The organism is Algibacter sp., assembly GCF_049667265.1.
Classification (GTDB): domain Bacteria; phylum Bacteroidota; class Bacteroidia; order Flavobacteriales; family Flavobacteriaceae; genus Algibacter_B.
Genome location: NZ_JBATHX010000332.1, coordinates 1 through 23,227, shown reverse-complemented (window position 1 = coordinate 23,227; position 23,227 = coordinate 1). Strand labels below are relative to the sequence as shown.

Sequence of the window (23,227 nt, the reverse complement as noted above, 5' to 3'; positions counted from 1 at the left end):
ATCATAAACAGCTCACAAGCCATAAATTTAGATTGGAAATTGAAAGGTTTCCGTCATGCCAAAAGTATTTCTTATGAAAATAGATATACTGATACACATTATGATTATGAAGATGGTAAAGCAGATTACACGAGAGATGGTGAAGATGATATTGAAGATGTTGCATGGATTGGCTATAAGCAACATTTCTTTTCTTCGGTATTATTAACCGACAACAAATTTAAAAATGTAAAGGTTAAAGTAGAAAATTTAGTTAAAGACGAAGAAATTGATACCGTATTTACCAAAAGTTTTGCAACTACAATTCCCTTAGAATTACAAGGTGGTGAAATCAATCAGTCTATGGATTGGTACTATGGGCCAAGTGATTTTAAAGTGCTTAATAAATACGACAGAAATTTAGATGAACTAGTGCCATTTGGTTGGGGACTTTTCGGTTGGATAAACCGTTACATTTTCATGCCATTATTTGGTTTCCTAGGTAGTTATATGTCTTACGGAATTGCCATCGTTGTGATGACTATTTTGGTAAAATTCCTGTTATCATTCGTGCAATACAAGCAGTTTTTATCTCAGGCAAAAATGAAAATTTTAAAGCCAGAACTAGATGAAATTCGCGAAAAGCACAAGGATAATAAAATGAAAGCGCAACAAGAAACTATGGCGTTGCAAAACAAAGCAGGAGCAAGCCCAATGGCGGGATGTTTACCAGCTTTAATTCAGCTTCCTGTGTTTTATGCCTTGTTCCAATTTTTCCCTTCGGCGTTCGATTTAAGACAAAAATCTTTCCTTTGGGTAAAAGATTTATCGTCTTATGATGTGATTGCTAACTTGCCATTCAATATTCCTTTTTATGGAAACCACGTAAGTTTATTTCCAATATTAGCGTCTATTGCTATTTTCTTTTACATGCGTTTAACTACGGGACAGAATATGCAATCGGCTCCTCAACAAGAAGGGATGCCAGATATGGCTAAAATGATGAAGTATATGATGTACTTCTCGCCAATAATGATGTTGTTTTTCTTTAATAACTATGCATCAGGTTTGAGTTTGTATTACTTCATATCGAACGTTATTAGTATCGGAATCATTTTGGTGATTAAAAACTTTATTCTTGACGAAGATAAAATTCATGCTCAGATTCAAGAGAAGAAAAAACAGCCTAAAAAACAAAATCGTTTTCAGAAAAAAATGGCTGATATGATGGAGCAAGCTGAAAAACAAAAACAAGCGCAACAAAAACGTAAATAATTTACTTTTTGTCATGCTGAACTTGATTCAGCATCTATTAAAATATAAAAGCTGTCAAGAAAATCATTTTGGCAGCTTTTTTGTTATAAGAAATATAGAAAATAATCGTTAACTAAATACAATTTCCGCGAAAGCGAAAAAATCAAAAAAAATAAAATAAAGATGCGTTATAGTTTTATGTTTTTTTTAATGGCAAGTAGTTTGATGTTTGCCCAAAATATCAATCAGTTTGATCCAGAAGGGAAGCGTCATGGTGTTTGGAAAAAGAATTTTGAAGACACCAATATTATTCGATACGAAGGCCAGTTTGATCATGGTAAAGAAATTGGGTTATTTAAATTTTATAAAAATTATAAAAAGAAAGCGATTCTGTCTGCTACTAAATTGTTTAATGAAAATAATGATATAGCAGAAGTGACGTTTTTAGCATCCAACGGAAAGGTGATTAGTAAAGGCAAAATGAATGGCAAAACCTATATTGGTACATGGAAGTATTATCAAAAAAACTCAGACCAACTTTTGACGTTAGAAAATTATAATGATAAGGGCGAATTAATTGGAGAGCGTTTGGTGTATTACCCTAGTGGGCAACTAGCAGAAAAGAAAAAATATAGTAACGGAAAGCTATATGGTGAATCGTTTTGGTTATCTGAAAAAAATGTGGTGCTTAAAACTTATATTTATGAGAATGGCGAGTTGCATGGTGCGGCAAAATTCTATAATCCTAAAGGTGAGTTATTATCTGAAGGTCAATATAATAGAGGTAAAAAGGATGGCGTTTGGAAGTATTTTGAAAATGGCAAGCTTGTAAACGAAGAGGACTTTACCTATATCCCTAAACTCATAAAAAAAACGCCTTAATTTCTTAAGGCGCCCTTTTTCATAGACAATTTTTAGCGGGAATTACTAATGTTTGTCTACAATCAACAAACCAAACTAATTTCTAACTAGAAGGAAGTAAAACTTTGTCAATTACATGAACAACACCATTGGTTGCATGAACATTTAATAGCGATGTAACTAAACCAGCAGCTGGAGTTGAACCTGCAGCATCTTGGATGGTTAATGTATCTAAATCTATTGTTACGCTTTGTCCGTTTAACATGGGAGCTTGTAATCCGTCAGTTAAATCTGTTGAAAATATATAGACATTTGGCTGTACAACATGGTGTGTTAAAATACCTGCTACGGCCATTGGATCTGTTGCATTGATAGTTGCTTCATCTAAACCAGCAGCTAAAAAAGCGGCATCTGTTGGTGCAAATACGGTGTATGGACCATCACCAGAAAAGAAGTCAGCTAAATTAGCTCTTGATAGAGCGGCTGCTAATAGTGTAAATTCTGCAGGACTTCCTCCAGAAAGCGTTGCAACTATTTCATTAATAGTATTTGTAGGTGGCATTAAAGTTTTATCAATAACATGAACCACACCATTAGAACCTGCAATATCGGTTGCAGTAACCATGGTTGTTCCATTTATTGAAACTGCTCCACCTGCATTTGTAATATAAATGTTTCCTCCTAAAGTAGCAACTTCCGCAGCTGCAATACCTGAAGCTGGTAACATGGATGCCATAACGGTGCCATCAATAACATGGTATGCTAAAATGGCGTCTGCACCATTTACATCTGTAATGCCTGCCGCAGCAAAAGCATCATTAGTAGGAGCAAATAATGTTAAACCACCATTACTCGGACCATTACTTAAAAGAAGTTCTAAAATACTTGGATCGGCAGCTAGTACTGCTGCAATAAGTGTCGTAAAGTTTTTATTAAAATACGCTGGCGCTACAATAGTTCCTACAATTGGAAGCATTGATGGTGGAACAAGTACGCTATTAATTATATGTACAACACCGTTGGTTCCTAAAACATCAGCCGCAATTACTTGAGCATTGTCTAAAAACACGCCATTTGAGTCAGCAACTACATTAACAGTTTCGCCACCGGCCATGGTTATGGTTCCAGATGTTACTGCACTAGCTTGTAAAGCGGCAGAGGCAAAAACATGATGCTGTAAGACACTTTTTAAGACATCTTCTGGGATATCATCAATAGATGTTTGACCTATGGCTGTTAATAAGGCTGCAAATGCATCATTGTTAGGTGCAAATACAGTAAAAGTTCCATCATTACTAAGTAAACTTACTAAGTCCGGATACTTCACTAAAGCTGTAACTAAGCTCGAAAGTTCTGGTGTAGCTTGCGCTAGTTCTACAATACTGTTGGAAGGAACGAATTCAATTGGATCGTCATCATCATCATTACTACATGATGAAAAAGTAATGGCTACAAATAATATTGCAGCTAGTTTGGATAATGTTTTAAAGGTTTTCATTTTCTTATAGTTTTTTATTTGTTTAACAAAAATATAAAAAGATTAAACAATAAACAATAATTTGTTTAATAAAATTATGTTAAAATTAAACAAAACTAATTTTTGAGTTTTTTTTCATGTGGGTAATTAACTTTAGTATCTTACAATAATATGTATCTTTGTAAACTAATTTTTTAACAATGAAACGGGTTATTATAGGACTTTCAGGTGGAGTAGATTCTAGTGTTGCAGCGCATTTGTTGCAACAGCAAGGCTACGAGGTTATTGGTTTGTTTATGAAAAACTGGCATGATGATTCTGTGACAATTTCGAATGAATGTCCATGGCTTGATGATAGCAATGACGCGATGTTAGTTGCCGAGAAATTAGGAATTCCTTTTCAAACAGTCGATTTAAGTGAGCAATATAAAGAGCGTATTGTGGATTACATGTTTCATGAATATGAAAAAGGAAGAACACCAAACCCAGATGTGCTTTGTAATAGAGAGATTAAGTTTGATGTGTTTATGAAAATAGCTTTAGATCTTGGTGCAGATTATGTTGCAACAGGTCATTATTGCAGAAAAGGCACAATTCAAAAAGAAGGAAAGGATATTTATCAACTTCTTGCTGGTGTTGATGGTAATAAAGATCAATCTTATTTTTTATGCCAATTATCCCAAGAGCAACTTTCAAAAGCATTATTTCCAATTGGTGAATTAACGAAACCAGAGGTTAGAAAAATTGCTTTGGAACTTGATTTAGTAACTGCAGAAAAGAAAGATTCACAAGGCCTTTGTTTTATAGGTAAAGTGAAGTTGCCAGATTTTTTGCAACAACAGTTAAAGCCTAAAGAGGGCGTAATTGTTGAAATTCCAAAAGAACAAGCTTTTTATAATCAGATTGAAACTGAATTTAATTCAACTGAAGAAAAGCTAGAATACCTTTCTCGAAAAATTGATTATAATATTGATTTAGGTAAAATAGTAGGTAAACATCAAGGTGCTCATTATTTTACTAAAGGCCAAAGAAAAGGACTTGCAGTTGGTGGAACTATTGAACCTTTATTTGTAATAGATACCGATGTGGAAGAAAATGTAATCTATACAGGTCAAGGAAAAGAACATCCAGGCCTTTATAAAAAAGCATTATTTGTTAGTAATGAAGAATTGCATTGGATTCGTGAAGATTTAGCAATGCAAGTTGACGAAACAATGCAAGTAAAAGCCAGAATTCGTTACAGACAAACATTAGAAAATGCCACGTTACATAAAGTGGATGGTGGATTATATGTTGAATTCGAAAATTTTCAGTCTGCTATAACTGAAGGCCAGTTTGTTGCTTGGTATATTAAAGATGAGCTTATAGGTTCGGGAGTAATTTCATAACTTAGCATTACCAAATTGTTATATTATGAAAAAAGTATTACTATTATTTTTTGTTTCCAGTTGTTTAAATTTTAATTTATATGCCCAATTAGAAGATGCTTGGGTCTATTTAGCCGATAAAGAAAATGTAACCACTTCAATTGCTAACCCTTTAAGCATCCTAACACAAAAGGCTATTGATAGAAAAAATGCTCATGGTGTTGCTATTGATGAAAGAGATGTTCCGGTTAATGAGTCCTATATAACACAAATTAATAACACTTCTGGGATTACCGTTTTAGCAAAATCTAAATGGTTTAATGCTTTACATGTTAGGGGAACACAATTTAATATTATATCATTAACCGCCTTTAGTTTTGTTACTGAAATTGATTTTGCCGATAAAAGTTTAAATTCAAAAAGTGCCATTACAAAACCTAAGCAATCCAGGCTTTTTAAGGAATCTAAATTGGAAAGTGTTTTAACAACCTTTAATTATGGTGATGCATCTCCGCAAATAGAGATGATTAAAGGCGATAAATTACATCTTGCTGATTATACAGGAACAGGAATGACAGTTGCAGTTTTAGACGCAGGTTTTCCTAATGTAAATACCATGGCAGCATTTCAAAGATTACATAATGCAGGTAATGTATTAGGAAGCTATGATTTTGTTAATAGAGATGTTAATGTTTATACAGGAACAACTAGTAATCATGGAACTTTGGTTTTAAGTGATATGGCTGGCTATGTTGAAAATCAGTTTGTAGGCACAGCACCGGATGCTTCCTATTATTTGTTTATTACTGAGGATGCGCCAAATGAAAACCCAGTAGAGGAAAGTTACTGGGTTGAAGCGGCTGAACGTGCAGATAGTTTGGGTGTTGATGTGATTAATACATCTTTGGGGTATAAAGCATATGATAATTCAAATTATAGTTATGCTTCTTCAGAACTTGATGGATATACTACATATATTACTAGAGGTGCTAATATTGCCTTTGAAAAGGGACTACTTCTAGTCACTTCTGCAGGCAATTCAGGAAATGATGGCGTTGGTGCTCCAGCAGATTCGCCTAATGTTCTATCAATTGGTGCGGTAAATGCTTCAGGAAACTATGCCTCTTTTAGCTCTGTTGGTAGTGCAATTCAACCTACTCAAAAACCAGATGTTGTGGCTCAAGGCGACGATAGTTCTGTAATTACTGAAAATGATGTTATAGGAATTGCAGATGGAACCTCTTTTAGCTCACCAATTTTAGCTGGTGGTATAGTCTGTTTATGGCAGGCATTACCAAATAAAACCAATGCTGAAATTATGCAATTAGTTCGTGAATCGGCTTCTCAGTTTACTACACCAGATTATTTTTTAGGCTATGGCATACCAAATCTAGAATTAGCTTTAAATAACGCACTTTCAGTTGAATCGAATACATCAATTAATGATTTCAATTTATACCCAAATCCAGTAAAAAATGAATTGTTTGTGAAACTTCCATCTGAAAATGGGTTAGCTTCATTAAAATTATATGACATTTTAGGTAAAGAAATTGAATCTATAATTTTGTCTAAAACTCATAATGTCCTAGATGTTCAAGGGTTACCAAATGGCATGTATATAGTTAAACTAAAACAAGATAGGCTATCAAAAACGTTTAAATTTATTAAGCAATAATGATAAATAGAATTACTGAGCTTTTCAATATTAAATACCCAATTATTCAAGCAGGAATGATTTGGAATAGTGGATGGCGATTAGCATCTGCTTCTAGTAATTCAGGAATATTAGGGCTAATTGGAGCAGGTTCGATGTATCCAGAAGTTTTACGTGAGCATATTCAAAAATGCAAAAATGCTACAGATAAGCCTTTTGGTGTTAATGTGCCTATGTTATATCCGAACATTCAAGAGATTATGGATATTATAGTAGAAGAAGGTGTTACAATTGTTTTTACTTCTGCCGGAAATCCTAAAACATGGACTTCTTGGTTAAAGGAACGTGGTATTACTGTTGTTCATGTTGTGAGTAGCGTAAAGTTTGCATTAAAAGCCCAAGAAGCTGGAGTTGATGCCATTGTAGCCGAAGGATTTGAAGCTGGCGGTCATAATGGACGTGATGAAACCACTACACTTACACTAATTCCAATGGTGAAAGTACAAATTAAAATACCGTTAATTGCCGCTGGAGGTATTGCAACTGGTAGCGCCATGTTAGCAACAATGGTTTTAGGGGCTGATGGTGTACAAATAGGTAGCAGGTTTGTTGCAAGCGTAGAAAGTTCTGCTCATGAAGCTTTTAAAACAGTTGTGGTAAATGCTAAAGAAGGTGATACTCAGTTGACCCTAAAAGAATTGGCACCTGTAAGATTGATAAAAAATAGTTTTTATAATCAGGTTCAGGAATTGTATAAAACGGGACCAACCTTGGAACGGCTTAAAGAATTGTTAGGCAGAGCAAGAGCAAAACGTGGTATGTTTGAAGGGGATTTGGAAGAAGGCGAGTTGGAAATAGGTCAAATTTCTGGATTGATTCACGATATAAAGCCTGTTTCAAAAATTGTAGAGGACATTCTTAAGGAATTTGAAGACTCTAAAAAAAACGTCCAAAATCTTTAAAAAAGAATTTAATAAACATAAAAAAGGAGGGAAACATTTTCCCTCCTTTTCGTTTAGAAACTTTAGCACTAGCAATTTATCCCTACAAAAAAGCTAAATGTTTCTAGTTGCTATTTGGTTCTAGAAAGAACGATTTAAGGCGTTACAAATGTAAAAAAACCTATGCTTCTACGAGCATAAGTTATTATGTTTTATTAACATTTGTTAATTTGACCTTAAATTCAAAAGAAAATTATCAAATTTCTAAAAAGTACTAGGTAAAGGTTATTTTTGCAAAATGCAATTAGCAAATTATACAAAGGAATTTAAATACAATTGGCGACTCGCTGCTCCAGTAATGTTGGGTATGTTAGGTCATACCTTTGTTAGTTTTGTTGATAATATAATGGTTGGGCAATTAGGTACGGCTGAATTAGCTGCGGTATCTTTGGGAAACAGTTTTATGTTTATTGCCATGTCTTTAGGAATTGGTTTTTCTACTGCCATAACGCCCTTAATTGCAGAGGCTGATGCTGAACAAGATTTCGTAAAAGGCAAATCGGCCTTTAAGCATGGTTTGTTTTTATGTACGGTTTTGGGCGTACTTCTTTTTTTATTAGTTTTTTTCGCTAAACCTTTAATGTACTTAATGAAGCAACCTGATGAGGTTGTTGAGTTGGCAATTCCGTATTTAGATTTGGTAGCGTTTTCATTAATTCCATTAATTATTTTTCAAGGATTCAAACAATTTAGTGATGGTTTGTCCATGACTAAATATCCAATGTATGCCACTATTATTGCGAATGTTGTAAACGTTGTATTAAACTATGTATTAATTTTTGGAAAATTTGGTTTCCCAGAACTTGGAATTGTTGGGGCTGCCTATGGAACGCTAGCGTCAAGAATTATAATGGTTTGGTATTTATGGTTTTTATTAAAAGGAAAAGAAAAATCAAAAGCCTTTGTTGCCAATATTAAGTTTTTTGTTTTAGATACGTTCATGCTAAAAAAAATACTCAATTTGGGCGCGCCAAGTGCCATGCAAATGTTTTTTGAAGTCGCCATTTTTACGGCAGCCATTTGGCTTAGTGGTTTGTTAGGTAAAAACCCTCAAGCTGCAAATCAAATTGCCTTAAATTTAGGCTCTATGACTTTTATGGTAGCCATGGGTTTAAGTGTAGCAGCTATGATACGCGTTGGAAATCAAAAAGGATTGAAAGCTTATTTTGAATTACGAAGAATCGCATTTTCATTATTTTTAATGGGTATATTATTGGCCATTGGTTTTGCTATTATTTTCTTCGTATTTCATGATTATTTACCAAGAATTTATGTTGATTATGATGATGCCGAAAACTTAGCGGATAATATGGAGGTGGTTAGTATCGCCTCAAAATTATTAATAGCAGCAGCTATTTTTCAAATTAGTGATAGTATTCAGGTGGTTGTTTTGGGTGCATTACGTGGATTACAAGATGTTAAAATACCTACCATAATGACATTTATATCCTATTGGTTGGTTGGCTTTCCAATTAGTTGGTTTTTAGGTAAAGAAGAAGCTTATGGAAGTTTCGGAATTTGGTTAGGATTGCTAGCTGGTTTAACTACGGCTTCAATTTTATTATATATTCGATTTAATTATTTAACTAAAAGATTAATTTTGTCTAACAACAAATAAACTATAAAAACAATGAGTCTTCCAAAATTTATACTAGGAGATAATACCGAATTTCCTGATGCTATTTATGTTATTCATACGGAGTTTCCTAGATTTATTATTAATCTTGAAAATGATGCCGTTGAATGGTTTGAAGATTTTGATGCTGAAGACCAAAATGAATTAGAAACAGAAACGGAAAATGCCATAAAAGAGGCCAGCGAGTTTTATGATAATGAAGTTGCAAAATACGACGAGTAAAACCGTAATTTTAAAAAGAAATAAATGATTGAACAGCTTTTAAATTACGATACTGAACTATTTGTATTTTTAAATAATTTAGGGTCTTCAACTTGGGATGGTATGTGGTTAGTTTTAACCAATAAACTAACATTTATTCCTCTTTATGTCATTTTGTTATTTCTACTTTATAAAAAATACGGTTTAAAATCGTTATTAATTTTTGTTGTTGTTATAGCCTTAATGATCACATTTACAGACCAAATAACCAATGTTTTTAAGCGTTCCTTTATGCGACCTAGACCTTGTGGTGTAGCTGAAATTGCCGATAGAGTTCGGTTTATTGCTGTCCGTTGTGGGAAATATGGTTTTTTCTCAGGACATTCATCAAACACGATGGCAGCAGCTGTTTTTACAGGTTTACTTTTAAAACCATATTATAAAAATTTGATTTTTATTTTACTGTTTTGGAGTGCTGTAGTTGCTTATAGCAGAATTTATGTTGGTGTTCATTATCCCATTGATATTATCTGCGGAATGACTTTTGGAGCCATTTCTGGGTTTCTATTTTACAAACTGACAAAATATTTATTAGGCCGATTTGTGAATTCTTAATTATTAAGATTCAATAAATAATCAGCAGCAGCAAATGGTGTTGTTTGATTGTTTTCTATAAGTTGAATTTGATTTGCCAATTCTTTTTTAATTTTAGGCTTATTGAAGAAATCTGATTTTAATTGATCTTCTATGGTTTGAATTAGCCAGAATTTATTCTGATTATGCCGTTTTTTATCGAAGAAATTGTTTTTGGAAGTGATTTCAATATATTCTAAAATAATATCCCAAATAGTATTGATACCTTCACTATGCAACGCACTACACAAAGTTACTTTAGGTTGCCAATTTGATGATTTTTCTGGGTAGAGGTGAAGTGCTCTGGCAAATTCAACCTTGGCAAGTTTAGCGTTTTTTAAATTGCCGCCATCAGCTTTATTAATAGCAATAGTATCTGCCATTTCAATTATACCTCGTTTTATACCTTGTAGTTCATCACCAGCTCCTGCCAGTTTTAGAAGTAAAAAGAAATCGACCATACTGTGCACGGTAGTTTCACTTTGTCCCACGCCAACAGTTTCTATTATTATAACATCAAAACCAGCAGCTTCGCATAAAATAATGCTTTCCCTTGTTTTTCTGGCAACGCCACCTAGAGAATCTCCGGAAGCAGATGGTCGGATAAAAGCATTTTTATCCTTTACTAAATCTTCCATTCGGGTTTTATCGCCCAAAATACTGCCTTTTGTTATGGTGCTACTTGGGTCGATTGCTAAAACGGCAACGCGTTTTCCTAGTTTTGTTAGGTGTTTTCCAAAGGTTTCAATAAACGTACTCTTTCCAACGCCTGGAACACCTGTGATACCAATTCTGATGGATTTATTGGCATGTGGTAAACATGCTTTTAATACATTATTGGCTTGTTCTTTATGTTTTGGGTTTTTACTTTCAACAAGTGTAATAGCCCTACTTAACGCGGTAATATCTTTTTTAAGAATAGATGATACTAATGCAACTGTGTCAATTTTTACTTTACGCTTATTTTGAATAGATTTTATAGAAGACCTGTTAGTGATTTCTGAAATTGAAACACCTTTTTTTTCTTGTAATGATGATTTTTTTTGTTTTGACACTTGTTGACAATTGTTTGCCTAATTTACAATTTTATTTTTTCAGAAAAGAGCAAATTGAGACTGAGACTGTAAACTTATTTAAGCGGCACGGCAACTTTAACATCATCCCAAGCCATTGTTAAAAATAGATTGTCAGTAGAATTATCGAAAGCAATAGTGAACTGCTCAACATGGTTTGGTAATTTTTGTACGGGTACTTCAATATTTAAAGCATCGTAATTTGGGTCCCACATGGGCTGCATTTCCGCATTTACACCCCAAGAATATTGTTTTGAGTTAAAAATAACGTTCCAGGTTGAGTCTTTAGGAACCGTCCATAACGTATACTTTCCAGCTGCTAACTGCATACCGTTTACTTGTAAATTTTTATTGGTTTCAAAAGTAGTTGCTTCATTTGCGCCAGTTCGCCATACTTGATTGAATGGCACTAGAGCACCAAAAATTTCGCGTTCTTTTCTAAATGGTCTGTTGTAGAATACTTCGAGTTTTAAATCGTTTAGTTTAAATTCTACGGTATCTTTAGGACTTAATCGTTTGCCAAAAATATTTTCTACAAAGGTTGAATATAAAAATAAACCTAATGCTATAATGGATAATAGTATTAGAGTGCGTTTTAAAAAGGTGTTCATATAAAGCTAAATATTAAGTGCATAAAGATAATTTAAAAGCTATAACTGGTAAAATGCAAACGCTTATTTATTTAGTTTTGTTGTGAAAGTTGAAAAGACCGATGACGGGAGACCGTTGACAGAAGTTTGAAACCTGTTTTTCCCTATACTGAGACTGCGACTGAAAACTTACGATTGCGAATATGCCCGCGTTAGGGATTGAAGTGGAAAGCCCACAGCCCGACATAGGAGGTGCGCGGACTTGTAACGAAAAGCCCGACTTTTTGTGATCCTGCGAGGTTTCAAAAAACCTTGTAGGTATGAGCAAAAAGTAACGCCCAAAAAAATATTTTAAAAAAAAAGACACTTTTTGCAACACTCTGATTTTTTAATCGTCTTTTAAAAAGAACTAACTAAACTCGCATGATGCATCATGAGAGTTTGAACCAAAAGTAAACCAAGCATGTTTCAAGTTGACATTATTGAACAATGTAAACAGAACAACCGAAAGGCGCAATTGCAGTTATACAACCAGTACTGCGACGGGATGTATATTGTTGCTAAACGGTTTTTGAAGGATGCTGCTGATGCTGAAGATGTGGTGCAGGAAGCTTTTATAAAGGCTTTTACTAAACTACACCAGTACAAAGCGGAGGTAACTTTTGGGGCTTGGTTAAAACGGATTGTGGTTAATAAATGTATCGATTTTTTAAAGGCTAAAAAACACCATTTGGTTGAATTGGATGCCGGATCACTAAAGGTTGTTGATGCATATGATGACGACAAATGGTTAGTGGAAGATACCATGACATTAAACGATGTGAAATTGGCGATTAATGCCTTGCCCGACAAGTATCAATATGTTGTGATGTTGTATTTGATTGAAGGGTACGACCATCAGGAGATTTCGGAGATTCTAGATATTTCTGAAGTAGCATCGCGAACCCAATTATCGAGAGGAAAAGTAAAATTGCAAAAACTGTTAACACGTAATAAAAATGGCACAAGACATTAGAGAGTTGTTTAAAAACGACAAAATAACCGGTGATAAAATGCCAGGAAAACATCAAGATCGCTTTCTTGAAAAATTGGACGTAGCCTTACCAGAAACAAAACAATCAAACTTTAGTTGGTGGCAAATTGCTGCAAGTATTGTAGTGCTTTTAGGATTTAGTTTTGGCGCGTTTAAATATTTTCAATCTCCAGTTATTGTTGACACGCCAGAGATTGCTAATACTAAAATTGCTAATACTAAAAATGTAGTTACTAAAACCTTAGGTGATATTTCGCCCGGATTAAAAAAAGTTGAAGATTATTATTTAGCTAGCATAAATTTAGAGTTGTCTAAAATGACATACACGCCAGATACTAAAGAGTTATTCGACGATTATTTAAACCAGATGAATACACTTGGAAAAGAGTACCAAAAACTGTCCTTAGAGTTAACGGAATCTGGACCAAGCGAGTTAACCGTGAATGCCTTAATTGATAATTTAAAACTAAGGTTAAATTTATTATCGCGGTTAAGATTACAATTACAAGAATTTAATTCTCCTGATACGGAAGTTTCAGGGGTAAAACAATCAATCTAAAAAAATCAAAAAATGAACAGAACTAATATAAAAATCAAATTAGTTGCCTTATGCTTTCTGATAACGGGAAGTGTGATGGCACAACAGAAATTAACAAAAGTATCGCAATCGATTAAGGTTGAAAAAGATGTTGTAGTTGATTTAGACATTAGCTATTGCAATATTATATTTGACACCTGGAATAAGAATATAATTGAAATAGAAGCATATGTTGAAGGTGAAAAATTAAGTAAAGAAGCACTTGAAAATGCCATGAAAAATTGGGATATTGATGTTGATGCTTCAAGTAATGAAGTTTCAATTACCACAAGAGGTGGACATGCAACTTCCTTATGGGTTACCCATAACGACCATGAGGATTGTGATGGATGTGATCGTGATAACCATGGTGTTGGAGCACTTTTAAATGAATTAAAATTTGAACTTGCAGATATGCCAGAAATGCGTTTCAATTTCGATATGGAATTGCCAGAGATGCCTGAAATGCCGGAAATGATTGAATTACCTGAATTACCAGAAGGTGTTAATGCCATAGCTTTTGATTATGACGCTTATCAAAAAAATGGTGAAAAATATTTAGAGGAATGGACCAAAAATTTTGAATCTAAATATGGAAAAGACTATGCTGAAAAAATGGAAGATTGGGGAGAGAAATTCGGAAAAGAATGGAATGAAAAGTATGGAGAAGAGTATGCCAAAAAGATGGAAGCTTGGGGCGAAAAATTTGGAAAACAATGGGGTGAGGACTATGCTAAAAAAATGGAAGCTTGGGGCGAACGTTTTGCAGAACGCATGGAAGGACAATCTGATCGTGTTGAAGCACAAGCTGAGCGTATAGCTGCTCAGGCAGAACGCATGGAAGCACAAAAAGCACGGATAGCCGAACATAAAGCACAAGCATTGGAGCACAAAAAACGGGCTAAAGAACATGCTGATTTAAATAAAAAGTATTTAAAAGAGCGTTCTATTTTAATAAAAGATAGAGAAAAGGAGGTTGAAAGGTTATTTCATGGTAAAGCTAACCCAAACGTTAAGAAAACTATAAAAATAAAAATGCCAAAAGGCGCCAAGTTAAAAGTGAACGTAAGGCATGGCGAGATTGAGTTTGCCGCAAATATTGATAATATTGAAGCAGATTTATCATACACAAAATTTACAGCTCAAAGCATTAATGGAAGTTTAACTTCCATTAATGCTTCCTATTCCCCAATTTATGTAACAAATTGGAATTTGGGGGAGCTGAATTTAAATTATGTGGAAAGTGTGGAGCTTGAAAACGTGAAGCATTTGGTTTTAAATTCTATTTCATCAAACGTTGATGTTGAAAATTTATTTGGAAGTGCTATTATTGATGGTAATATTGGTGATGTGAAAATTTTTAATATCGATAATAACTTTATTAGTTTAAACATGATTCTTCAAAATAATGATGCGTTTATTGCCTTGCCTAGTACCGATTATAATTTTCAATATAAAGGCACACGATCGCATTTAACGCACCCAGATAAATTAACTAAAGATCATGCTTCAAACTTTTCTGCTGGTAATTTAGAAAGTGGAAAAAACATTGTAATTAATGCGAAGTATAGCCATGTAACTATGCAGTAAAACTACTTTAAATCTCTTTCTTTTTTCTACTTTACAATTAGCTACTTATTTTCCAGAATTCTAATTTTCTTCTTACATTAAAACCTAGTTTTTTGTACAAATTTATGGGACCTAAATTGGTTTCATCAACATGTAAAAACGGCGTTTTATTTTTCTCAAAAATTTTATTAGAAGTGTGCGTAAGTAGTTGCTTTGCATAGCCATTTCCGGTGTGATCTGGATGTGTAACAACGGCACTTATTTCCGTAAAGTATTCAGTTTGCATGCGCTCTCCAGTTACTGCTACCAATTTATTGTTTTTATAAATACCAAAGTAACGCCCCAAAGTATTTGTTTTTTCTTTAAAATATTCTGGGTAGGCGAGTGCCATTAAATTTTTTAAGTCCGGAAACTGTTTTTCGTTAAGTTCTACAATGGTATCTGGTATTGGATATGATATTTTATTTCGAAGAATCATTTGTAAACCCACATATCTAACAGGTGGTTTAAATCCTAAAGGCATTTTTGGTTTTTGGCCTACTATAAAAAAGTCTTTTATTAATTTGGCATGTTTTTGAATGGCAACAGAGGTGTCCTCGGCGTTAATAAATGCTCCAAAAGGTGTGAAATCTGGTTGGAAAAATTTTACGTTGCCATAATCTATACAATGATTATGGTGCTTTTCTGTTAATGAAAACCACACAGGATTATCTAAAACACTTTCATTAATCATTTTTAAAACTATTTATTTGCACTTGTATTTTATCTTTAACATCATCAATGAATATGCTATAATCAAACCAAAGGGTGTCTTCTTTTTTCTTGAACCAAGTTAGTTGTCGTTTTGCAAATCGTCGCGTGTTTTTCTTGATTTCTGAAATGGCGAATTCTAATTCCCAGGTGCCTTCCAAATAATTAAAAAGTTCTTTATAGCCAACGGTGTTTAGAGCGTTTAAATCTTTAAATTCTATTAAGCTTTTTACTTCTTCTAACAAACCTTCTTGCATCATTATATCAACGCGTTGGTTTATGCGTTGGTAAATAAGTTCTCTTTCGGCTGTTAAACCTATGGTTATTGTTTTAAAATTCCGTTTTTCTTTGCCTTGATTTAAGAAAGACGCGTATGGTTTTTCCGTTCCAATACAAATCTCTAAGGCGCGAATAACGCGGTGTGGGTTATCTATGGCAATGGTTTTGTAAGAAACAGGATCTAAGACTTGAAGTTGTTTTTGAAGTGATTCTAGGCCTTGTGTTTCTAATTGTTTATTTAAAGATTCACGAATGTTCGAATCTACTTCAGGAAAATAGTCTAAGCCTTTTGTGACAGCATCAACATATAATCCGGAGCCACCAACCATAATAACCACGTCCTGTTTTTTAAATAAATGTTCCAAACATTGTAAAGCATCTTTCTCAAATGCTCCTACATTATAGTCGTCTATTATGGACTTATGATGAATAAAATGATGTTTAGCTCCTGATAATTCGTTGGGTGTTGGAGCGGCAGTACCAATTTGCATCTCCTTGAAAAACTGACGTGAATCTGCTGAAATGATTTCAGTTTTAAAGTGATTTGCTAGTTTTATGCTTAAAGCTGTTTTCCCTATGGCAGTAGGGCCAACTATTGAAATGAGATATTTTGTGTTTGAATTAATAACTTAAAATATTTTTTTTGTAAAGTTAATTTGAATAAATGATTAATGCCAATTTAACTAGTAACAAACTTTAATTTGATAATGATTTATGGATTGTTATTCTGTTATAGATTTTTAGGATTATTCATTTAAACGGTTTACTTGGCTTTATGAGAAAGATTAACTAATTTCGTTAACAATCGATAAAGTTTGCCTGTTCTGAACATGTTTTAGTACTATAACTGAAGTCATCATTTCATTATATCAAATAAAAAATAATTCTAAAATATTCATAAAATGGCTCATAAATTAATGAAAGAAATCTGTTGGGGAATTATTGGAGTTGGTGATGTTTGCGAAACAAAAAGCGGACAACCACTAATAAAAACCAACAATTCAAGTGTAAAAGCGGTTATGAGAAGAAATGCTGATAAAGCAAAGGATTTTGCCAAACGTCATGGTGTTGAAAAGTGGTATGATAATGCGGATGATTTACTAAATGATCCTGAGGTAAATGCCATTTATATTGCAACACCACCAAGTACCCATGCTGAATATACGTTGAAGGCAGCGGCGGTTGGCAAACCGGTTTATGTAGAAAAGCCAATGGCTCGTACGCACCAAGAATGCTTAGCAATGGTAGAAGCGTGTAAAAAGGCAAATGTTCCTTTATTTGTGGCTTTTTACCGCAGAACTCTACCAAATATTCTTAAAGTAAAAGAATTAATTGATAATGGGGCGATTGGAGATATTAGAAGTATAGATATAAGTGTACAAATGACTATTGAGAATGATATTGTTGGAACCCACGACCACCCTGTTAATTGGCGCGTAGACCCTAAAGTTGCAGGTGGTGGTTATTTTTATGACCTAGCATCACATCAATTAGATGCCCTCGATTTCATTTTTGGACCTATTACCGAAGCCAAAGGGTTTTCTGAAAATCAATCCAAAAAATATAAAGCCGATGATATTACAGTTGGTGTTTTTAAATTTAAAAATGGCATTTTAGGAAAAGGCTTGTGGGCTTTTAATACCAGTAAGGCCTCACAATATGAAATGACCACAATAATTGGTAGTAAAGGTCAAATATCTTTTCCTTTTTGGGGTGATCATCACGTTACTTTAGAAATAGAAAATGAACCTATTAAGAAATTTGAATTTGAAGTTCCTGAATACATCCAAGAGATACTTATTCAAAGCATTGTTGATGAAATACAAGGAAAAGGCACTTGCCCTAGTACTGGTGTTTCTGGAGCTAGGACTGGTTGGGTACTAGATCAAATTGCAAAGGGAATATAGTAGTACTTTAATAGAATGGTAAACGATGAATAAAACAATTAAAACAGGAATGTTGTCTTTTGGAGTATCTGGCAGCATTTTTCATGCGCCTCTACTTAAGTACCATCCTGCATTTGAATTTTATGCTGTTGTAGAAAGATCCAAAAAAAAGGCTCATTTAGATTACCCAAAAGTGAAAAGTTACGATGCTATTGATGAACTTTTATTAGATGAATCTGTTGAACTTGTTATTGTAAACACACCAAATGAAACACATTTTGAATTCGCTTTAAAAGCTATTAAAGCTAATAAACACGTGCTGCTAGATAAACCTTTTACGGCTACATCTTCACAAGCAAAAAAACTATTAAAAGAAGCAAAAAAGAAAGGTGTATGGGTACTACCTTTTCAAAACCGAAGGTATGATAGCGATTTTCTCTCTGTGAAAAAAGTAGTCGAATCTGGTAAATTAGGAAATTTGATTGAGGCTCATTTTCGATACGATAGGTATAATACTACTATCAATAAAAATAGTTGGAAAGAAGCACCTGGGCCAGGAAGTGGTGTTATTTACAATTTGGGTTCCCATACTATCGATGGAGTGATTTCAATGTTTGGCATACCATTAAAATGGATTAAATACCCCTCATATGTTCGGCCTAAAACTAAAGTGGTAGATTATGTACATATTCATTTACTGTATCCTAATAATTTGCAAGTGTTTGTTACCATCAGTTTTTTGGTTGCTGATCCGCAGCCTGCATTTATAGTTCACGGAAAATTGGGGTCCTTTAAAAAAAACCGAACCGATGTTCAGGAAAATCAGTTAATTGAAGGTATGCTCCCTAATGATGCTCAGTATGGTGTAGAATTGCCTGAAAGTGAAGGGCTATTAACTACCATGGATTCCAATGGATTAAAAATTCAAGAGAAAATCGTTTCAGAAAAAGCGAGTTATATGAATGTATTTGAAGATGTTTATCAAACCATTAGGATGGGCAAGGGTTATCCGGTAACTAAAGAACAAATAATAGCACAATTAGAAATACTAGAATAGTAGGTTTTCAGTTTGTGGTTTATTTACACAAGTAATTGCTTACTTTATACAAATCAGATTATTTCTGCACCACATACATAACAGTATTTTGCTTCTATTCTAATATCGTATGTTAAGCATTCTGGGCAGGTTTTAGTTGTAGGAACGATATCTTCTTCTTTTATAGGAACTTTTTTTTGATTTGCAAATTCAGCAGTTACAATACCTGTTGGCACGGCAATTATACCATAACCAATAATCATAATTAAAGAAGCAATTAATTGTCCTAATGGTGTTACGGGAGCAATATCGCCATAGCCTACAGTTGTTAGTGTGACAATAGCCCAATAAACACTTCTTGGGATGCTAGAAAATCCGCTATCTTGCTCACTTTCAACAAGGTACATCACAGTTCCTAGAATGACGCATAGAATAACTACAAATGAAACGAAAACAGCAATTTTTACTTTACTTGCTTTTAATGCTTTTATAAAATTATTGGATTCGCCCATGAATCGAGCTAATTTTAAAATTCTAAAAACTCGCATTAGGCGTAACGCTCTTAAAGCCACCAAAGAGTGAGATCCTACTAAAAAAAGCGATAAATATTTTGGAATGGTTGATAGTAAATCTATAATACCATAAAAACTAAAAATATATTTTTTAGGACTTGAGTTGGTTATAATCCTTAAAATATATTCTATGGAGAATAGAATGGTAATTATCCATTCTGCAATGTTAAGGAAATCATGGTATTTTTCATCAATACTATTAACACTCTCAAGCATTACTAACAAAATACTTGCAAGAATAACTACAAGAAGTACAAGATCAAATAGTTTTCCAGCAGGTGTGTCTGAATGATAAATGATTTTATATATTCTAGCTTTCCAATGTTTGTCGAAAAATTTTTTCATGATATCAAATGTAATAAAAACATTGCTTACTTTCTTTTTAAAAGTATAAGTGAGTTATTTTGAATATCGACAATTTTACTCATAAATGCTTTTAAATATGGGTAATACTCTGGTTCGTAAATTGGTTTTTTAAAATCAAATTTTAATGATAAATTTAGGCTGTTTCCAATTTTTTGCGAATTAAAAAGAATTTGCCCAGTATCATTCGGAAGCGTTATATTTTGTTGCTCTGGTATTTCAACTAATTCATAATTATCATTTAATTCTATTTTAAACAAATAGAAATAATTATCGCTGTATCCAAAATCAATTGGGTAAGTTCGTTCTTGTAATTTAAAGGGGTTTTCTTTAAAAAACTTAACAAAAAATGGGTTTAAATAAATGTTGTCGCCAGTTGTGGTAAAGTTATATTCAATGTTATAAGATTCTTTAAAATCTTCACTTTCTTCGCTTTCGCTTATAACTTCAAAATCTGATATTTCAATATAAGGAAAGTTGTTTTCAAGTTTTTCTAAATACTCATTTTCATTTGAAAAGTAATCCTTTTTAATATTTAGCGCATGATATCCAGTTCTTTTAGATTTTATTGACCCAACAAGTATGTCATTTTCATCAAAATGTATACTTGCTTGGTAAAAAATATTGGATGGTTTGCTAGGTGCAATATCAATCCATTCGCTTCCATTATCAAAATCGAGCAGCCTGCCTTGCTGGTTTAGGCATCTTAGGGGAATTTGACCAAAGCTTAAATAATTATCAGTAGCATCAAGTAAGTAGGTTTCGTTATTAATAGTGACTTGAACTATGAGATAATTAAATTCTGATATTACTGGAAAAAGCGTTGTTGGAAATCCGTTATTTCTTGTTGATATTAGTATAGGTTTTGCATCAATATTTGCTTCATTTAAAATATTGTGTAATAAAATATTTATGGATGACACATTTCCAGATTTGTTTTTCATGAGATCTTTTATGGAAACATCTGAAAAAATTTTATAATCACCATTCCAAGTATATGTGTCTTGCATGTATTTATAAATAGCTTGTGCTTTTTTTAAAGGGTCTTTTTCGTTAATAATTTCGGAGCTTAATAAATCTTCAAGGTCTACCGATTTTTTAAGTTGTTTTCCAATTTCTTTATCGGTTCTAAACTCTTTGTCTACATCTTTCCAGGTTTTGGTATAATGAGTAATAGTTCCATCTGGTGCTCTAAAAGTTTCTAATTCATAATCGACACGGGCTAAATAATTTGATTTTGCCGTCATATAATCTTCTTCAATAAATGCTGGGACATCCTTCATTGCATACTTCGTAACCATACAATCTGCTGTTGCACCTCTAGAGGTTTGAAGACAAGTTTTGTCGATATCAGAAGAATTTGTTGTTAGTTTTTTACCACCAAGTAATTTAATATGGTATAACCAAAACCCAGGAATACTTGCATTATATTCACTATACAACTTAGGAATGTCAGATTGAAAATCCCATCCATGATACGTAAACATGAAAGGCGAAATAGTTGTATAACTATAAGTGATTACAGACCCTTCTTTAATATTTGGTAATGTAAACTTAATTAAGGTATGATTTTCGTCGTATTTTTCAGTAAAAATATTTTTTTCTTCTAGCTTTGTTTGTATTACCTCATCACCAATTTTATTATAAGTAGTGGCGAAAATTTTATCTATTTTTTCAGCCCGAGATGAATTGCTATATAAATGGATTTTTACTGTGGCATGATCAAAACCTTCTCTATTTAAAATCTTTATTTTATGCTTTTCTTCTGTCCTTAAATCGAAATCATTTTTATCAACATAGCTTTTTCCTTCTTCATAGATAACCAAAGCATTTGCAGTAGAATCTCTAACAAATGTATTGCTTTCAAGATCTCCTAGAGTAACGCGATAGGATTCTGAACTATAATTTTCTTGTGAAAGTGCTTTATTACTAACTATTAGAAACAGTATTAATGTTAATTTGCGCATAGTTTAATCAATTGAAATTATTTTTAATCGTTTGTTTCTCCTTAAGTAATTTTGAATAATGTGCTGCGTATCTCTATTATTTTGCATTGGTGTAATTATAGATTCTAATACTTTAAGGTTGGTTATTTGGTAGTTTAAATTGAAGAAACCAATCCCTTTAAAAACACCGTTTTCTATTAAAATAGCGCTACGTTCATCAACTTCACGGCCTCTATCTACAATAACCATATTTTTATTTGAATAGTTGTTTTTTTCAATAAGCGCTTTTACGCGTTTATTATAAGTTTCAGGTGATTCTTTTTGGATGCATGCACCATCGCAGGTTTTTAATTCATAATTGAAACAACTGGTTTTTGTTTTGTATAAGCCTGAAAGTTTTTGGCATAAATTATAATCTTCAACAGCTTTAGTCATAAAACTTTTTCCGCTTTGGCGATTGCTAAATGTTGTTATGGGTTTTTTACGTCCATCAGCGACATCAATTTTTAAATTAACATATCCGTTTTCGTCCTTAAAAGCATATAAAGCATGAGTAAAAATAGAGCGTCTTAATGCTTTGTTATGCAATGGTTTAATCTTTTTTATTTCTTCGCTTTCTTTTAAAAGTGCCACTAATTCGCTACCTGTAGCTTCGTAGGTTACAGAGGCTACTTTTGATTGTATTTTTTTCGATTTAGCATTGGTGCCCGTAAAATGTTGGTTAATGCGTTTTTTAATGTTATTACTCTTGCCAATATAAATGATATCTCCATCTGCCTTGTGGATGTAATACACACCTGTAATAGACGGTAAATCGGCAATAATATCTAAATGCCGAGGTTCTAATTGGCGTTTTGGGTTTAATCGAATGGATTTTTGAATGATGGTTTTGCTGGTGTCTTTAGCAAGGAGCAATTTGAACAATTTAACAGTAGCTAAAGCATCACCATTAGCCCTATGTCTGTCTGTTACCGGAATACCAAGCGAGCGTACTAACTTGCCTAAACTGTAGGAGGTTTGTCCGGGAATTAAATCCTTTGAAAGTTCAACAGTACACAACGATTTTCGTTCATAATCAAAACTTAAGCGTCTAAATTCTGTAACTAAAATGCGGTAATCAAATTGCGCATTGTGTGCTACAAGAATACAATCTTCGGTAATTTCAACAATGCGTTTTGCGACTTCATAAAACTTAGGAGCATTACGAAGCATGTTACTGTTAATCCCAGTAAGATTAACTACAAAAGGTTGAATATCTCGCTCAGGGTTTATAAGGCTTATGAACTGATCTACAACCTCATGGCCGTCATACTTATAAATAGCAATTTCAGTTATTCCTTCTTCATTGTATTTACCACCTGTGGTTTCTATGTCTAAAATTGCGTAAATAATATGCTGTTTTTAGTTTGTTGTTTTTTAGTAATTTCTATTGCCAAATATACTGCTCCCTAAACGAATCATGGTACTTCCACAAGCAATTGCTAATTGAT

Annotated in this window: 21 protein-coding genes; 13 read left to right on the top strand and 8 right to left on the bottom strand. The window is 33.2% G+C overall.

What is annotated here, in order from left to right; all coding sequences use genetic code 11:
- Both yidC and WBN21_RS11850 read left to right on the top strand, forming a co-directional pair.
- On the top strand, window positions 1–1,254 hold a 1,254-nt coding region (gene yidC / locus WBN21_RS11855; protein WP_424200543.1), incomplete at its 5' end, for a membrane protein insertase YidC.
- Between the two features lie 162 nt (window positions 1,255–1,416).
- The gene (locus WBN21_RS11850; RefSeq protein ID WP_424200541.1) at window positions 1,417–2,115 is read left to right on the top strand and encodes a toxin-antitoxin system YwqK family antitoxin; all 699 of its coding nucleotides are present in this window, start codon (window positions 1,417–1,419) and stop codon (window positions 2,113–2,115) included.
- Window positions 2,116–2,197: 82 nt separating this feature from the next.
- Here WBN21_RS11850 and WBN21_RS11845 read toward each other — a convergent pair whose 3' ends face one another.
- Window positions 2,198–3,592 (bottom strand): fasciclin domain-containing protein, encoded by a 1,395-nt coding sequence (locus WBN21_RS11845; protein WP_424200539.1) that lies wholly within the window; start codon window positions 3,590–3,592, stop codon window positions 2,198–2,200.
- Between the two features lie 179 nt (window positions 3,593–3,771).
- On the opposite strand from WBN21_RS11845, the gene mnmA reads away from it, so the two are divergent.
- From mnmA to WBN21_RS11815, 6 genes are all read left to right on the top strand, one after another.
- Window positions 3,772–4,959, top strand: coding sequence for a tRNA 2-thiouridine(34) synthase MnmA (gene mnmA / locus WBN21_RS11840; RefSeq protein ID WP_424200537.1), 1,188 nt, complete (start codon window positions 3,772–3,774; stop codon window positions 4,957–4,959).
- A gap of 25 nt (window positions 4,960–4,984) precedes the next feature.
- Complete coding sequence (locus tag WBN21_RS11835) at window positions 4,985–6,613, top strand: S8 family serine peptidase (protein WP_424200535.1); 1,629 nt, start codon at window positions 4,985–4,987, stop codon at window positions 6,611–6,613.
- Complete coding sequence (locus tag WBN21_RS11830; RefSeq protein ID WP_424200533.1) at window positions 6,613–7,554, top strand: NAD(P)H-dependent flavin oxidoreductase; 942 nt, start codon at window positions 6,613–6,615, stop codon at window positions 7,552–7,554. Before WBN21_RS11835 ends, WBN21_RS11830 begins: the two co-directional genes overlap by 1 nt.
- Window positions 7,555–7,831: 277 nt before the next feature.
- Window positions 7,832–9,211: an MATE family efflux transporter gene (locus WBN21_RS11825; protein WP_424200531.1), complete on the top strand. Its 1,380-nt coding sequence runs from the start codon at window positions 7,832–7,834 to the stop codon at window positions 9,209–9,211.
- Between the two features lie 12 nt (window positions 9,212–9,223).
- The gene (locus WBN21_RS11820) at window positions 9,224–9,451 is read left to right on the top strand and encodes a hypothetical protein (RefSeq protein WP_424200529.1); all 228 of its coding nucleotides are present in this window, start codon (window positions 9,224–9,226) and stop codon (window positions 9,449–9,451) included.
- A 24-nt stretch (window positions 9,452–9,475) separates the two neighbouring features.
- Window positions 9,476–10,045, top strand: coding sequence for a phosphatase PAP2 family protein (locus WBN21_RS11815; protein WP_424200527.1), 570 nt, complete (start codon window positions 9,476–9,478; stop codon window positions 10,043–10,045).
- Here WBN21_RS11815 and meaB read toward each other — a convergent pair.
- Window positions 10,042–11,118: a methylmalonyl Co-A mutase-associated GTPase MeaB gene (gene meaB, locus WBN21_RS11810; protein ID WP_424200525.1), complete on the bottom strand. Its 1,077-nt coding sequence runs from the start codon at window positions 11,116–11,118 to the stop codon at window positions 10,042–10,044. The two genes, WBN21_RS11815 and meaB, sit on opposite strands and share 4 nt — an antisense overlap.
- A gap of 74 nt (window positions 11,119–11,192) precedes the next feature.
- A complete protein-coding gene (locus WBN21_RS11805; RefSeq protein WP_424200523.1) occupies window positions 11,193–11,747 on the bottom strand; it encodes a DUF2911 domain-containing protein in 555 nt (184 codons plus the stop codon).
- 442 nt (window positions 11,748–12,189) lie between these two features.
- On the opposite strand from WBN21_RS11805, the gene WBN21_RS11800 reads away from it, so the two are divergent.
- Genes WBN21_RS11800 through WBN21_RS11790 form a run of 3 tightly spaced genes read left to right on the top strand, consistent with a single transcriptional unit; the run spans window position 12,190 to window position 14,926 of the window.
- Window positions 12,190–12,741 (top strand): RNA polymerase sigma factor, encoded by a 552-nt coding sequence (locus WBN21_RS11800; protein ID WP_424200521.1) that lies wholly within the window; start codon window positions 12,190–12,192, stop codon window positions 12,739–12,741.
- The gene (locus tag WBN21_RS11795; RefSeq protein WP_424200519.1) at window positions 12,725–13,318 is read left to right on the top strand and encodes a hypothetical protein; all 594 of its coding nucleotides are present in this window, start codon (window positions 12,725–12,727) and stop codon (window positions 13,316–13,318) included. The genes WBN21_RS11800 and WBN21_RS11795 overlap by 17 nt, the downstream gene beginning before the upstream one ends.
- Before the next feature lie 12 nt (window positions 13,319–13,330).
- Window positions 13,331–14,926: a hypothetical protein gene (locus tag WBN21_RS11790; protein WP_424200517.1), complete on the top strand. Its 1,596-nt coding sequence runs from the start codon at window positions 13,331–13,333 to the stop codon at window positions 14,924–14,926.
- A 37-nt stretch (window positions 14,927–14,963) separates the two neighbouring features.
- Here WBN21_RS11790 and WBN21_RS11785 read toward each other — a convergent pair whose 3' ends face one another.
- The gene (locus WBN21_RS11785) at window positions 14,964–15,638 is read right to left on the bottom strand and encodes a GNAT family N-acetyltransferase (RefSeq protein WP_424200515.1); all 675 of its coding nucleotides are present in this window, start codon (window positions 15,636–15,638) and stop codon (window positions 14,964–14,966) included.
- Window positions 15,631–16,560 carry a tRNA (adenosine(37)-N6)-dimethylallyltransferase MiaA gene (miaA, locus tag WBN21_RS11780; protein ID WP_424200547.1) on the bottom strand — a complete coding sequence of 310 codons (930 nt, stop codon included), beginning with the start codon at window positions 16,558–16,560 and terminating at the stop codon, window positions 15,631–15,633. The genes WBN21_RS11785 and miaA overlap by 8 nt, the downstream gene beginning before the upstream one ends.
- Window positions 16,561–16,836: 276 nt before the next feature.
- Between miaA and WBN21_RS11775 the strand changes: the two genes are divergently transcribed.
- Both WBN21_RS11775 and WBN21_RS11770 read left to right on the top strand, forming a co-directional pair.
- Window positions 16,837–17,841: a Gfo/Idh/MocA family protein gene (locus WBN21_RS11775; RefSeq protein ID WP_424200513.1), complete on the top strand. Its 1,005-nt coding sequence runs from the start codon at window positions 16,837–16,839 to the stop codon at window positions 17,839–17,841.
- A gap of 25 nt (window positions 17,842–17,866) precedes the next feature.
- A complete protein-coding gene (locus WBN21_RS11770) occupies window positions 17,867–18,877 on the top strand; it encodes a Gfo/Idh/MocA family oxidoreductase (RefSeq protein WP_424200511.1) in 1,011 nt (336 codons plus the stop codon).
- A 53-nt stretch (window positions 18,878–18,930) separates the two neighbouring features.
- Here the strand turns inward: WBN21_RS11770 and WBN21_RS11765 are convergent, their stop codons facing one another.
- The 3 genes from WBN21_RS11765 to WBN21_RS11755 are packed head-to-tail and all read right to left on the bottom strand — an operon-like array spanning window position 18,931 to window position 23,126.
- Window positions 18,931–19,773: an ion transporter gene (locus tag WBN21_RS11765; protein WP_424200509.1), complete on the bottom strand. Its 843-nt coding sequence runs from the start codon at window positions 19,771–19,773 to the stop codon at window positions 18,931–18,933.
- A gap of 26 nt (window positions 19,774–19,799) precedes the next feature.
- Window positions 19,800–21,758 carry a hypothetical protein gene (locus tag WBN21_RS11760; protein WP_424200507.1) on the bottom strand — a complete coding sequence of 653 codons (1,959 nt, stop codon included), beginning with the start codon at window positions 21,756–21,758 and terminating at the stop codon, window positions 19,800–19,802.
- A 3-nt stretch (window positions 21,759–21,761) separates the two neighbouring features.
- Window positions 21,762–23,126 carry an exonuclease domain-containing protein gene (locus WBN21_RS11755; protein ID WP_424200545.1) on the bottom strand — a complete coding sequence of 455 codons (1,365 nt, stop codon included), beginning with the start codon at window positions 23,124–23,126 and terminating at the stop codon, window positions 21,762–21,764.
- Window positions 23,127–23,227 lie beyond the last annotated feature (101 nt).